Source organism: Thermomonas carbonis (assembly GCF_014396975.1).
Classification (GTDB): Bacteria; Pseudomonadota; Gammaproteobacteria; order Xanthomonadales; family Xanthomonadaceae; genus Thermomonas; species Thermomonas carbonis.
The window spans coordinates 2,969,392-2,981,334 of sequence record NZ_CP060719.1 but is presented as its reverse complement, the minus strand read 5'-3'; the positions used below and the strand labels follow the sequence as shown (position 1 = coordinate 2,981,334).

At 64.9% G+C, this 11,943-nt stretch carries 12 protein-coding genes; all 12 read left to right on the top strand.

The window, feature by feature from the left end; translation table 11 throughout:
- Positions 1 to 89 precede the first annotated feature (89 nt).
- Genes H9L16_RS13845 through nuoL form a run of 12 tightly spaced genes read left to right on the top strand, consistent with a single transcriptional unit; the run spans position 90 to position 11,939 of the window.
- On the top strand, positions 90 to 446 hold the full coding sequence (locus H9L16_RS13845; protein ID WP_187552236.1) for an NADH-quinone oxidoreductase subunit A: 357 nt from the start codon (positions 90 to 92) through the stop codon (positions 444 to 446).
- On the top strand, positions 443 to 1,060 hold the full coding sequence (locus tag H9L16_RS13840; protein ID WP_229796467.1) for a NuoB/complex I 20 kDa subunit family protein: 618 nt from the start codon (positions 443 to 445) through the stop codon (positions 1,058 to 1,060). Before H9L16_RS13845 ends, H9L16_RS13840 begins: the two co-directional genes overlap by 4 nt.
- The gene (locus H9L16_RS13835; protein WP_187552235.1) at positions 1,057 to 1,815 is read left to right on the top strand and encodes an NADH-quinone oxidoreductase subunit C; all 759 of its coding nucleotides are present in this window, start codon (positions 1,057 to 1,059) and stop codon (positions 1,813 to 1,815) included. The genes H9L16_RS13840 and H9L16_RS13835 overlap by 4 nt, the downstream gene beginning before the upstream one ends.
- Positions 1,815 to 3,119 (top strand): NADH-quinone oxidoreductase subunit D, encoded by a 1,305-nt coding sequence (locus H9L16_RS13830; RefSeq protein ID WP_187552234.1) that lies wholly within the window; start codon positions 1,815 to 1,817, stop codon positions 3,117 to 3,119. Before H9L16_RS13835 ends, H9L16_RS13830 begins: the two co-directional genes overlap by 1 nt.
- Positions 3,116 to 3,643 carry an NADH-quinone oxidoreductase subunit NuoE gene (nuoE, locus tag H9L16_RS13825; protein WP_187552233.1) on the top strand — a complete coding sequence of 176 codons (528 nt, stop codon included), beginning with the start codon at positions 3,116 to 3,118 and terminating at the stop codon, positions 3,641 to 3,643. Before H9L16_RS13830 ends, nuoE begins: the two co-directional genes overlap by 4 nt.
- Positions 3,644 to 3,663: 20 nt before the next feature.
- Positions 3,664 to 5,025, top strand: coding sequence for an NADH-quinone oxidoreductase subunit NuoF (nuoF, locus tag H9L16_RS13820; RefSeq protein ID WP_229796466.1), 1,362 nt, complete (start codon positions 3,664 to 3,666; stop codon positions 5,023 to 5,025).
- Positions 5,022 to 7,256 (top strand): NADH-quinone oxidoreductase subunit NuoG, encoded by a 2,235-nt coding sequence (gene nuoG, locus H9L16_RS13815; protein WP_187552231.1) that lies wholly within the window; start codon positions 5,022 to 5,024, stop codon positions 7,254 to 7,256. Before nuoF ends, nuoG begins: the two co-directional genes overlap by 4 nt.
- 29 nt (positions 7,257 to 7,285) lie before the next feature.
- Positions 7,286 to 8,374, top strand: a complete 1,089-nt coding sequence (gene nuoH / locus H9L16_RS13810) for an NADH-quinone oxidoreductase subunit NuoH (protein ID WP_187554203.1) — start codon at positions 7,286 to 7,288, stop codon at positions 8,372 to 8,374.
- Between the two features lie 3 nt (positions 8,375 to 8,377).
- A complete protein-coding gene (gene nuoI / locus H9L16_RS13805; RefSeq protein WP_187552230.1) occupies positions 8,378 to 8,866 on the top strand; it encodes an NADH-quinone oxidoreductase subunit NuoI in 489 nt (162 codons plus the stop codon).
- A gap of 13 nt (positions 8,867 to 8,879) precedes the next feature.
- A complete protein-coding gene (locus H9L16_RS13800; RefSeq protein WP_187552229.1) occupies positions 8,880 to 9,524 on the top strand; it encodes an NADH-quinone oxidoreductase subunit J in 645 nt (214 codons plus the stop codon).
- A complete protein-coding gene (gene nuoK, locus H9L16_RS13795) occupies positions 9,521 to 9,844 on the top strand; it encodes an NADH-quinone oxidoreductase subunit NuoK (RefSeq protein WP_187552228.1) in 324 nt (107 codons plus the stop codon). Before H9L16_RS13800 ends, nuoK begins: the two co-directional genes overlap by 4 nt.
- Before the next feature lie 4 nt (positions 9,845 to 9,848).
- Positions 9,849 to 11,939, top strand: coding sequence for an NADH-quinone oxidoreductase subunit L (gene nuoL, locus H9L16_RS13790; RefSeq protein WP_187552227.1), 2,091 nt, complete (start codon positions 9,849 to 9,851; stop codon positions 11,937 to 11,939).
- The last annotated feature ends 4 nt before the right edge of the window (positions 11,940 to 11,943 follow it).

The window sequence follows — 11,943 nt, the reverse complement described above, 5'->3', positions numbered from 1 at the left end:
GCCGCGGAGCCTGCGCGGCTACAATAATGCGGATATAGCGAGCGGCCTTCGTGCCGGCTAGCCCCCCAAGAAGAACAATCGAGGCACGCGTGCTGGCCGAATACCTGCCCACCCTGCTGTTCCTGATCGTCGCCACCGGCATCGGCATCGTCCTGATCGTGGTCGGCAACGTGCTGGGTCCGAAGAGTCCGAGTGCCGACAAGCTCGACCCGTACGAGTGCGGGTTCAGTGCGTTCGAGAACGCGCGCATGCCGTTCGACATCCGGTATTACCTGATCGCCATCCAGTTCATCGTCTTCGACCTGGAAATCATCTTCATCGTGCCGTGGACCCTGGTCTTCCAGGAGCTCGGTGTGCGCGGCATGGTCACAATGGGTCTGTTCGTGGGCATGCTGTTCCTCGGCTTCATCTACGTCTGGAAGCGCGGCGCGCTGGAGTGGGAATGAGCAACATCGTCCAGAAAGTCCTGGAAGCCGCCAGCAATCCGCTGCCCGAAGGGCGGCTGGACGACATCCTGCGCCCCGAAGGCGACAACCCGCTGCTGCAGAACGGGTTCGTCACCACCAGCATGGACGCGCTGTGGAACTGGGCGCGCACCGGCTCGATGTGGCCGATGACCTTCGGCCTGGCCTGTTGCGCGGTGGAGATGATGCATGCCGGCGCGGCGCGCCTGGACCTGGATCGCTTCGGCGTGGTGTTCCGCCCGTCGCCGCGCCAGTCCGACGTGATGATCGTGGCCGGCACCCTGTGCAACAAGATGGCCCCTGCCTTGCGCAAGGTCTACGACCAGATGCCCGACCCCAAGTGGGTGATCTCGATGGGTAGTTGCGCCAATGGCGGCGGCTATTACCACTACTCCTATTCCGTGGTGCGCGGCTGTGATCGCATCGTCCCGGTCGATGTCTATGTGCCGGGTTGTCCGCCGACCGCCGAAGCGCTGGTCTACGGCATCCTGCAATTGCAGAAGAAGATCCGCCGCAGCGCGCAGAACCCGTTCGCGCCGGGTGGCGAGGGCAATGAAGCCGGCCACGCCACCCTGCAGAAGGGCGTGGTGGCATGAGCGCCACGTTTGCCACCGAGTTGGCGGCACGTTTCGGTGCCGCCGCCGTGCAGATCGCCCTGCCGCGCGGCGAAGTCACGCTCGAGGTCGCCGTCGACGAATGGCTGGCTGCCTGCACCTCGTTGCGTGACGAGTTCGGTTTCGACACCTTCATCGACCTCTGCGGCATCGATTACCTCAGCTACGGCGACGACGAGTGGGACACCGACGGGGTGTCCGCCCAGGGCTTCAGCCGCGGTGTCGAAGGGCAGGGCCCGGGCCGCTTCAAGTGGACCGAGCAACCGAGCCACCAGGTCGCCGATCCGCAGGCCATCGCGATCGATGCGCTGGACGGCAAGCGCTATGCCGCGGTCCTGCACCTGGTGTCGGTGCGCAACAACATCCGCGTGCGCGTGCGCTGCTTCGCTGCCGACAATTCCTTGCCGGTGGTGCCATCGCTGGTCGGCATCTGGCCGGGCGTGAACTGGTTCGAACGCGAGGCGTTCGACATGTTCGGGATCATCTTCGATGGCCATCCTGATTTGCGCCGCATCCTCACCGACTACGGTTTCGTCGGCCATCCGTTCCGCAAGGACTTCCCGCTGATCGGCAATGTCGAGGTGCACTACGACGCCGAGAAGCAGCGCGTGGTCTATGCGCCTGTGACCTCGGTCGAGCCGCGCGTCGGCGTGCCGCGAGTGATTCGCGACGACGCCCGCTTCGCCACCGCCGAGGGCGAGCGTGGCGGCAAGATCCTGCAGCGGGAGGCGCGTTGATGAGCGCCGTCCCGAGCAGCAACGTGTTCGCCAGCAATTCGGCGGAAGCACAGCAGGAAATCAGGAATTACACGTTCAACTTCGGCCCCCAGCATCCGGCCGCACACGGCGTGCTGCGCCTGATCCTGGAGATGGACGGCGAAATCGTGCGCCGCGCCGATCCGCATATCGGCCTGCTGCACCGTGGCACCGAGAAGCTGGCCGAATCCAAGCCGTTCAACCAGTCGATCGGTTACATGGATCGCCTGGATTACGTGTCGATGATGTGCAACGAGCACGCCTACGTTCGCGCCATCGAGACCTTGATGGGGATCGAAGCGCCGGAACGCGCGCAGTGGATCCGCACGATGTTCGACGAGATCACCCGCATCCTGAATCACCTGATGTGGGCGGGCTCGAACGCACTCGACCTCGGTGCGATGGCTGTGTTCCTGTACGCCTTCCGCGAGCGCGAAGAGCTGATGGACTGCTACGAGGCAGTCAGCGGCGCGCGCATGCACGCGGCCTATTACCGTCCGGGCGGCGTCTACCGCGACCTGCCTGACCGGATGCCGAAGTACAAGGAATCGCCGTGGCGCAAGGGCGCGAAGCTCAAGCGCTTCAACGAGTGGCGCGAAGGCTCGCTGCTGGATTACCTGGAGCACTTCTGCCAGGACTTCCCGTCGCGCATCGACGAATACGAAACCCTCCTCACCGACAACCGCATCTGGAAGCAGCGCACGGTCGGCATCGGCGTGATCAGCCCGGAAACGGCGATGGCCTGGGGCATGACCGGGCCGATGATCCGCGGTTCCGGCGTGGCCTGGGACCTGCGCAAGAAGCAGCCGTACGCCAAGTATGCGGAAGTCGATTTCGACATTCCGGTGGGCGTCAATGGCGACTGCTACGACCGCTACCTGGTGCGCATCGCCGAAATGCGCGAGTCCACCAAGATCATCGCCCAGTGCGTGAAGTGGCTGAAGGCCAACCCGGGTCCGGTGATGCTGGACAACTACAAGGTGTCGCCGCCGTCGCGTGAAGCGATGAAGGACGACATGGAAGCGCTGATCCACCACTTCAAGCTGTTCTCGGAAGGCTATTGCGTGCCGGCCGGTGAGACCTACGCCGCGGTGGAAGCGCCGAAGGGCGAATTCGGCTGCTACCTGGTCAGCGACGGCGCCAACAAGCCGTTCCGCGTGCACCTGCGTGCGCCGGGCTTCGCCCACCTGTCCTCGATGGACGAAATCGTGAAGGGCCACATGCTGGCCGACGTCGTCGCCATGATCGGCACCTACGACGTGGTGTTCGGGGAGATCGACCGATGAAGGCGACGGGCAATTTCGAGGCCTGCCGCAACGTGGATCCGATGGTGGTGCTGTCGGATGCGACGCGTGCGCATATCGAACATTGGTTGACCAAGTTTCCGGCCGACCGCAAGCGGTCGGCGGTGCTACAGGGCCTGTTCGCGGCGCAGGAACAGAATGGTGGATGGCTGAGCGATGAGTTGATCGCTGCCGTGGCCAAGTACCTCGACTTGCCGCCGGTCTGGGCTTACGAGGTCGCGACCTTCTACTCGATGTTCGAGACCGAGCCGGTCGGCCGCAACAACGTGGCCTTCTGCACCAACATCAGTTGCTGGTTGAACGGCGCGGAAGACCTGGTCGCGCATGCCGAGAAGAAGCTGGGCTGCAAGTTGGGCGGATCCACCGCGGACGGCCGCGTCTATCTGAAGCGCGAAGAGGAATGCGTGGCCGCGTGCTGTGGCGCGCCGGTCGTCGTGATCAACGGGCACTACCACGAGAAGCTCGACGCCGCGAAGGTCGACGAGCTGCTGGACGGACTGAAGTAATGGGCGGTCACAGTCAGGATTTGAACAGGCATGTCTCGGAAGGCTACGGGCCGGTCGGCCCGGCGCCGCAGGCCCACCAGGCCGTCTACACGACGCTGCACTTCGACAAGCCGTGGTCGTACGAGAACTACCTGAAGACCGGCGGCTACGCGGCGCTGCGCCGGATCCTGGAAGAGAAGATCCCGCCGGCCGACGTGATCGAGATGGTCAAGGCCTCCGGCCTGCGTGGCCGTGGCGGCGCCGGTTTCCCGACCGGCCTGAAGTGGAGCTTCATGCCCAAGGGCCCGGGGCAGAAATACATCCTGTGCAACTCGGACGAATCCGAGCCGGGTACCGCCAAGGATCGCGACATCCTGCGCTACAACCCGCATTCGGTGATCGAGGGCATGGCGATCGCCTGCTATGCCACCGGTTCCACTGCCGCGTATAACTACCTGCGCGGCGAGTTCCACCACGAACCGTTCGAGCACCTGGAAGAAGCCACCCGCGAGGCCTACGCGAACGGTTGGCTGGGCAAGGACATCCTCGGCTCCGGCATCGACATCGACATGTACAACGCGCTCGGCGCCGGCGCGTACATCTGTGGCGAAGAAACCGCCTTGATGGAGTCGCTGGAAGGCAAGAAGGGCCAGCCGCGCTACAAGCCGCCGTTCCCGGCCAACTTCGGCCTGTACGGCAAGCCGACCACGATCAACAACACCGAGACCTATGCCTCGGTGCCGGCGATCATCCGCAATGGCGCGGAATGGTTCATGGGCTTGGGCAAACCGAACAATGGCGGCTGCAAGATCTTTTCGGTGTCAGGCCACGTGGCCAACCCGGGCAACCATGAAGTCCGCCTCGGCACCAGCTTCGCCGACCTGCTGGCCCTGTGCGGCGGCATGCGCGAAGGCCGCACGCTCAAGGGCGTGATCCCGGGTGGTTCCTCGATGCCGGTGCTGCCGGGTGAGGTGATGATGGGCCTGACCATGGACTACGACGCGATCCAGAAGGCCGGCTCCGGCCTGGGCTCGGGCGCGGTCGTGGTGATGGACGACACCACCTGCATGGTGCGTGCCTGCCGGCGCATCTCGCGCTTCTACTGGAAGGAAAGCTGCGGCCAGTGCACGCCCTGCCGCGAAGGCACCGGCTGGATGCATCGCATGCTCGACCGCATCTGCAATTTCCAGGCCACCTTGGACGACCTGCAGATGCTGCGCGCGGCCGCCGGCCAGATCGAAGGCCACACCATCTGCGCCTTCGGCGAAGCCGCTGCCTGGCCGGTGCAGGGCTTCCTGCGTCACTACTGGCACGAATTCGAATACGCCATCCTCAACCAGCGCTTCTACGTCGACGACGAGCGCGCCGGGAAGTTGGTGAAGCCGGTGGAGGCCGCCGCATGAGCGCGCAACCGGTCAACCCGAACCTGCCGCCCGACCACGTCACCGTGATCATCGACGGCGTCGAGCTCGCCGCGCCCAAGGGCTCGATGATCATCCATGCCGCCGACAAGGCCGGCATCCCGATCCCGCGCTTCTGCTACCACGAGAAGCTGCCGATCGCCGCCAATTGCCGCATGTGCCTGGTCGATACCGAAGTCGGTGGGCGTTCCGCGCCGAAGCCGTCGCCGGCCTGCGCCACCCCGGTGATGGACGGCTTGAAGGTCTTCACCCGCAATGAAAAAGCGCTGAAGGCCCAGCGCAACGTGATGGAATTCCTGCTGATCAACCATCCGCTGGATTGCCCGATCTGCGACCAGGGCGGCGAGTGCGAGTTGCAGGACCTGTCGCTGGGCTACGGCCGGTCGGTCAGCCGCTTCGTCGAGCGCAAGCGCGTGGTCGCCGACGAGGACATGGGCCCGCTGGTCGCCACCGAGATGACCCGCTGCATCCAGTGCACGCGCTGCGTGCGCTTCACCGCGGACATCGCCGGCACCTACGAACTGGGCGGCATGCAGCGCGGCGAGAACCTGCAGATCGGCACCTACGACGGCAAGCCGCTGACCACCGAGCTGTCCGGCAACGTGATCGATGTGTGCCCGGTCGGCGCGCTGACCAACAAGGTGTTCCGCTTCAAGGCGCGCCCGTGGGAACTGACCGCCAAGCCGTCGCTGGGTTACCACGACGCGCTGGGCAGCAACCTGTTCCACCACGTGCGCCGCGGCGAGATCCTGCGCAGCGTGCCGCGCGACAACGAAGCGGTGAACGAGTGCTGGCTGTCGGACCGCGACCGTTACGCGCACGAAGGCCTGTACGCGGCCGACCGCGCGACGGTTCCGCTCATCCGCGACGGTGAAAATTTCCGCGAAGCCTCGTGGGACGAAGCGCTGGCGAAGGCCTCGCAGATCCTGCGCGACAACGCCGCCGACGACCTCGGCATCCTGGTGCATCCGTCGACCTCGAACGAGGAGGGCGCGTTGCTTGCCCGCCTGGCCGAGGCACTGGGCACCGGCAACCTCGACCACCGCATCGGCCAGTGCGACCTGTCGGATGGCGCGATTGCGGAAGCGTTCGCGATGCCGGCCGCAGAACTCGAGCAGGCCGATGCCATCGTCATCGTTGGCTCCAACCTGCGCCATGAAGTCCCGCTGCTGCACCAGCGCCTGCGCAAGGCCGTCAAGGGCGGCACCAAGGTGCATATGGTCAATCCGGTCGATTTCGATGTGGCGTTCGGCGTGGCATCGAAGCAGATCGTGGCGCCATCGCAACTGGCCGATGTCATCGGCACGATCGACCTGGGCGATGCCGCGACCATCGCGGTGATCGTCGGAGGGGTCGCCGAGAACAGCGTGCATGCGGCCGCGATCCGCAAGGCCGCGGCCGATTTCGCTGCCGCGAAGCGCGCGAAGCTCTGCCGCATTCCGCAAGGCGCGAATGCGTTGGGCCTGAGCCAGTACGGTGTGTTGCCGGCTTCGCGCGATGCGCAGGCGATGTTGCGCGATGCGCGCGCCGGTTATCTGATCTACGGCATCGAACCGGGTCTGGATTTCGCCGACCAGCTGACCGCGTTGAAGGCGCTGGGCGGCGCGCAGGTCGTGGCGTTCAGCCAGTTCGCCTGCCAGTCCACCCGCCAAGTCGCCGACGTGATCCTGCCGATCGGTGCGCTGGCGGAAGTCGATGCGACCTTGACCAATCTCGACGGCGTGGCGCAGACCGCCTTGGCTGCCGGCAAGCTGCCGGGCCAGGCCCATGCCGGCTGGCGCGTGCTGCGTGCGTTGGCCGACGAATTGAAGCTCGACGGTTTCGGCTTTACCGATCTTGCCGGCTTGCGTGCGTCCATCGCGCCGAAGCCGGTGCAGGTGGCGAAGGGCAGTGCGCCCCCGCTCGCTGGGAATGGTCTTGAGGTTGCGGCTTCGCAGGCGATCTACCGCGTCGATGCGGTGACTCGCCGTGCCCAGGCATTGCAGGCGCATCCTCTCAATGCCGGCCCGCGCGTGCTGCTCAATCCGGCCGATGCCGCCACTGCCGGCCTCGCCGACGAGGCGATGGCGAAGCTGTCGACCGCTACCGGTACCGCAACCTTGCAGGTCGTGATCGATGATCGCGTCGCCCCGGGTTGTGCGTGGATCGAAACCGGCCATGGCGCGACTGCACCGCTTGCGGCGTCGGCCAAGGTGGAGGTCGTGCGCGCATGAACGCGATTGCCTCGCTCAAGATGGCTTCGATGAATCCGCTGATGACCCACGCGGTCGAACCCGCCCGCGATTTCCTGCTGTCGCTGGGCACCATCGGCATGTTGGTCTGGATCGTGTTGAAGATCCTGGCCATCGCCGTTCCGGTGATCGTCTCGGTGGCCTTCTACGTGGTCTGGGAGCGCAAGCTGATCGGCTGGATGCATGTGCGCCACGGGCCGATGTATGTCGGCTGGGGCGTGCTGCAAGCGTTCGCCGACGTGTTCAAGCTGCTGTTCAAGGAAGTGCTGCAGCCGTCGGTGGCGCATCCGTTCCTGTTCCGGCTCGCCCCGCTGATCGCGCTGGTGCCGGCATTCGCTGCCTGGGCAGTCGTGCCGTTCGACGCGCAGGTGGTGCTGTCGAATGCCAACGCGGGCCTGCTGTACCTGCTGGCGATGACCTCGATGGGCGTGTACGGCGTGATCCTGGCGGGCTGGGCGTCCAACTCCAAGTACGCATTCCTCGGCGCGATGCGTGGTGCGGCACAGGTGGTCAGCTACGAGATCGCGATGGGCTTCGCCCTGGTCGGTGTGCTGATCGCCGCCGGCAGCCTCAACCTGAGCGACATCGTCAATGCGCAGGGCGGCAACGGCGGCTTCACCGAATGGTTCATGTGGCCGTTGCTGCCGCTGTTCGTGGTGTATTTCATCTCCGGCGTGGCCGAGACCAACCGCGCCCCGTTCGACGTGGTCGAAGGCGAATCGGAAATCGTCGCCGGCCACATGGTCGAGTACTCCGGTTCCCAGTTCGCGCTGTTCTTCCTTGCCGAATACGCCAACATGATTCTGGTCAGCTTCCTGACCGCGACCTTCTTCGTCGGCGGTTGGCTGTCGCCGATCCCGCCTGCGTTCATCCCCGACGTGCCGGTGCTTTCGACCGTGCTTGGTGATGGCTGGTGGTGGTTGCTGGCCAAGGTGTTCTTCTTCGCCAGCTGCTTCATCTGGTTCCGTGCCTCGTTCCCGCGCTACCGCTACGACCAGATCATGCGTCTGGGTTGGAAGGTGTTCATCCCGATCACCATCGTCTGGATTTTCGTGACCGCGTTGCTGGTGTTCTTCGGCATTCTGCAGGCGGGGCAGTAAGCCATGTCCAAGATCGTTTCCTATTTCAAGAGCCTGCTCCTGCTGGAACTGCTGGGTGGCCTGTGGCTGACCCTGAAGTACCTGTTCAAGCCGAAGTACACGCTGATGTACCCGATGGAGAAGACCCCGCAGTCGCCGCGCTTCCGCGGCGTGCATGCGCTGCGTCGCTACGCGAACGGCGAGGAACGCTGCATCGCCTGCAAGCTGTGCGAGGCGGTGTGCCCGGCGCTTGCGATCACCATCGATTCGGAACAGCGCGCCGACGGCACCCGCCGCACCACGCGCTACGACATCGACCTGTTCAAGTGCATCTACTGCGGGTTCTGCGAGGAATCCTGCCCGGTGGACTCGATCGTCGAGACCCACGTGCACGAATACCACTTCGACAAGCGCGGCCAGAACATCCTGACCAAGCCGCAGTTGCTGGCCATCGGCGACCGCCTGGAGGCGGAGATCGCCGAGCGACGCGCCGCCGACGCGCCGTTCCGCTGAGGTTGAGAAACGCATGACTTTCGATTTCACGACCCTGGCCTTCCTCGCCTTCGCCGCGACCGCGGCGATCGCGGCGCTGGCGACGATCACCTCGCGCAACCCGGTGCATGCCGCGTTGTGGCTGGTGCTGACCTTCTTCTCGGTGGCCTGCACCTGGATCGTCGGCGGCGCCGAGTTCCTCGGCATCGCGCTGGTGCTGGTCTATGTCGGCGCAGTGATGGTGCTGTTCCTGTTCGTGGTGATGATGCTCGACATCGACCTCACCCCGTTGCGCGAGGGTTACGTCAAATATCTCCCGGTTGGGATGGTGGTGGCGGTTGTGATGCTGGTGCAGATGCTGTCGCTGATCGGCGTGCGTGCCGCGGCGGCGGTGCCGTTTGCCGACAACGCCGCGACCGGTGCCGATGTGCCGAACACCACCTGGCTGGCGAGGTCCCTGTTCACCGATTTCATGCTGCCGTTCGAGGTCGCCGCGGTGATCCTGACCGTGGCGGTGGTGGCCGCGGTGACCCTGACTCTGCGGCGGCGTGGCGGCACCAAGCACCAGGACCCGGCGGCGCAGTCGCGGGTCAAGGCTGCCGATCGCGTGCGCATGGTCAAGATGCAGGCGACGCGTCCGTTGCCGCCGGCATCCAGCGAAGGGGAGGGCGCGCCATGAGCAACGTCTTTGCCGCGCTGACCCTGGGCCACTTCCTCACGCTGGGCGCGGTGCTGTTCTGCATCAGCGTGGCCGGCATCTTCCTCAACCGGAAGAACGTGATCATGTTGCTGATGTCGCTGGAGTTGCTGCTGCTCTCGGTGAACATCAACTTCGTGGGGTTCTCGCGTTCGCTGGGCGACCCCGCCGGTCAAGTCTTCGTGTTCTTCATCCTGACCGTGGCCGCGGCTGAAGCCGCCATCGGCCTGGCCATCCTGGTCACCCTGTTCCGCAACCGTCGCACCATCGACGTGGCGGACATCGATTCGCTGAAGGGCTGACCCGATGTCCCCGGAAATCCTCATCTCCAAGACCCAGCTCATCCTGATCGTGCTGCTGCCCTTGCTGGGCAGCATTGTCGCCGGCCTGTTCGGCAGGAAGATCGGCCGGACGGCGTCGCACAGCGTGACCATCCTCGGCGTGGCCGCGAGCTGCGTGCTGTCCGCGCATGTGCTGTGGCAATTGCTGCAGGGCGCGGTGCCGTTCAACGAGAACCTCTACACCTGGTTCCAGGTCGGCAATTACTCGGCGCACGTCGGCTTCATGGTCGACAAGCTGACCGCGATGATGATGGTGGTGGTCACCTTCGTGTCGCTGCTGGTGCACATCTACACCATCGGCTACATGGCCGAGGACGACGGCTACCATCGCTTCTTCAGCTACATTTCGCTGTTCACCTTCAGCATGCTGATGCTGGTGATGAGCAACAACTTCCTGCAGCTGTTCTTCGGCTGGGAAGCGGTGGGCCTGGTGTCGTACCTGCTGATCGGTTTCTGGTTCAAGAAGCCCACGGCGATCTTCGCCAACCTCAAGGCGTTCCTGGTCAACCGCGTCGGCGACTTCGGTTTCCTGCTCGGCATCGCCGGCGTGTTGTTCTGGATCGGCACGCTCGACTACGCCACCGCCTTCGCCAATGCCGGCGTGATGCGCGACCTCACCATCACCGTGTTGCCAGGCCAGGAATGGTCGGTGCCGACCGTGGTCTGCATCTGCCTGTTCATCGGCGCGATGGGCAAGTCCGCGCAGGTGCCGTTGCATGTCTGGCTGCCGGACTCGATGGAAGGCCCGACCCCGATCTCGGCGTTGATCCATGCGGCAACGATGGTCACCGCCGGCATCTTCATGGTGGCGCGCATGTCGCCGCTGTTCGAGATGTCGACGACGGCGCTCAACTTCATCCTGGTCATCGGTGCCACGACGGCGTTCTGGACCGGCCTGATCGGCATGGTCCAGAACGACATCAAGCGCGTGGTCGCGTATTCGACGCTGTCGCAGCTCGGCTACATGACCGTGGCGCTGGGCGTGTCCGCGTACTCCGCGGCGGTGTTCCACCTGATGACCCACGCCTTCTTCAAGGCGCTGCTCTTCCTCGGTGCCGGCAGCGTGATCATCGGCATGCACCACGAGCAGGACATGCGCAAGATGGGCGGCCTGCGCAAGTACATGCCGATCACCCACCTCACCATGTGGGTCGGCACGCTGGCGCTGGTCGGCACGCCGTTCTTCAGCGGCTTCTATTCGAAGGACACCATCATCGAGGCCGTCGCCCACCATGCCGGCGAGCATTCGGGCAGCCTGATCGCGCAGTACGCCAATTTCGCGGTGCTGCTGGGTGCGTTCGTGACCAGCTTCTACAGTTTCCGCCTGCTGTACCTGACGTTCTTCGGCCAAGAGCGCTTCCGCGATGCACACGGACACGACGCGCATGCGCACGATGATCACCACGCCGACGCGCACGACCACCACGGGCATGGCCATGGCGCGCACGAGCCTCACGAGTCGCCGTGGGTGGTGACCTTGCCGCTGATATTGCTGGCGATCCCGTCGATCGCGATCGGTTTCCTCACCGTGGGTCCGATGCTGTTCGGCACCGACATGATGGGCCACGAGAAACAGCTGCCGTTCTTCCTCGGCGCGATCGACCTGCTGAAGGAACGCGACGTGATCGCTGCCGTGGGGGCACAGGTCTGGCACGGCCCGGTCGCTTTCGCGCTGCACGGCTTCCAGGCACCGGCGTTCTACCTGGCGCTGATGGGCTTCCTGCTGGCGACCCTGCTGTACATGGTCAAGCCGGAATGGCGCGCGGGCATCACCCGCACGCTGGCGTGGCCGATCCGGGTACTGGACCGCAAGTACTTCATGGACGACCTGTGGATTGGTGGCTTTGCCGGCGGCGGCGTGAAGCTGGGCAAGCTCTCGCGCCTGTTCGACGGCAAGGTGGTCGATGGCCTCGCGGTCAACGGCAGCGCCAACCTGGTCGGTCTGACCGCAGGCCTGGTTCGCAAACTGCAGTCGGGCTACCTGTACCACTACGCCTTCGCCATGATCCTGGGCCTGGTCGCGCTGCTGGCGCTGGCCAACCACTACTGGCAATGAGCCG

Excerpts from the sequence above, each read along its gene's own strand:
- H9L16_RS13840 (WP_229796467.1), top strand. The coding sequence starts at position 443 with ATGAGCAACATCGTCCAGAAAGTCCTGGAAGCCGCCAGCAATCCGCTG.
- H9L16_RS13835 (WP_187552235.1), top strand. The coding sequence starts at position 1,057 with ATGAGCGCCACGTTTGCCACCGAGTTGGCGGCACGTTTCGGTGCCGCC.
- H9L16_RS13830 (WP_187552234.1), top strand. The coding sequence starts at position 1,815 with ATGAGCGCCGTCCCGAGCAGCAACGTGTTCGCCAGCAATTCGGCGGAA.
- nuoE (WP_187552233.1), top strand. The coding sequence starts at position 3,116 with ATGAAGGCGACGGGCAATTTCGAGGCCTGCCGCAACGTGGATCCGATG.
- nuoG (WP_187552231.1), top strand. The coding sequence starts at position 5,022 with ATGAGCGCGCAACCGGTCAACCCGAACCTGCCGCCCGACCACGTCACC.
- nuoH (WP_187554203.1), top strand. The coding sequence starts at position 7,286 with ATGAATCCGCTGATGACCCACGCGGTCGAACCCGCCCGCGATTTCCTG.
- nuoI (WP_187552230.1), top strand. The coding sequence starts at position 8,378 with ATGTCCAAGATCGTTTCCTATTTCAAGAGCCTGCTCCTGCTGGAACTG.
- H9L16_RS13800 (WP_187552229.1), top strand. The coding sequence starts at position 8,880 with ATGACTTTCGATTTCACGACCCTGGCCTTCCTCGCCTTCGCCGCGACC.
- nuoK (WP_187552228.1), top strand. The coding sequence starts at position 9,521 with ATGAGCAACGTCTTTGCCGCGCTGACCCTGGGCCACTTCCTCACGCTG.
- nuoL (WP_187552227.1), top strand. The coding sequence starts at position 9,849 with ATGTCCCCGGAAATCCTCATCTCCAAGACCCAGCTCATCCTGATCGTG.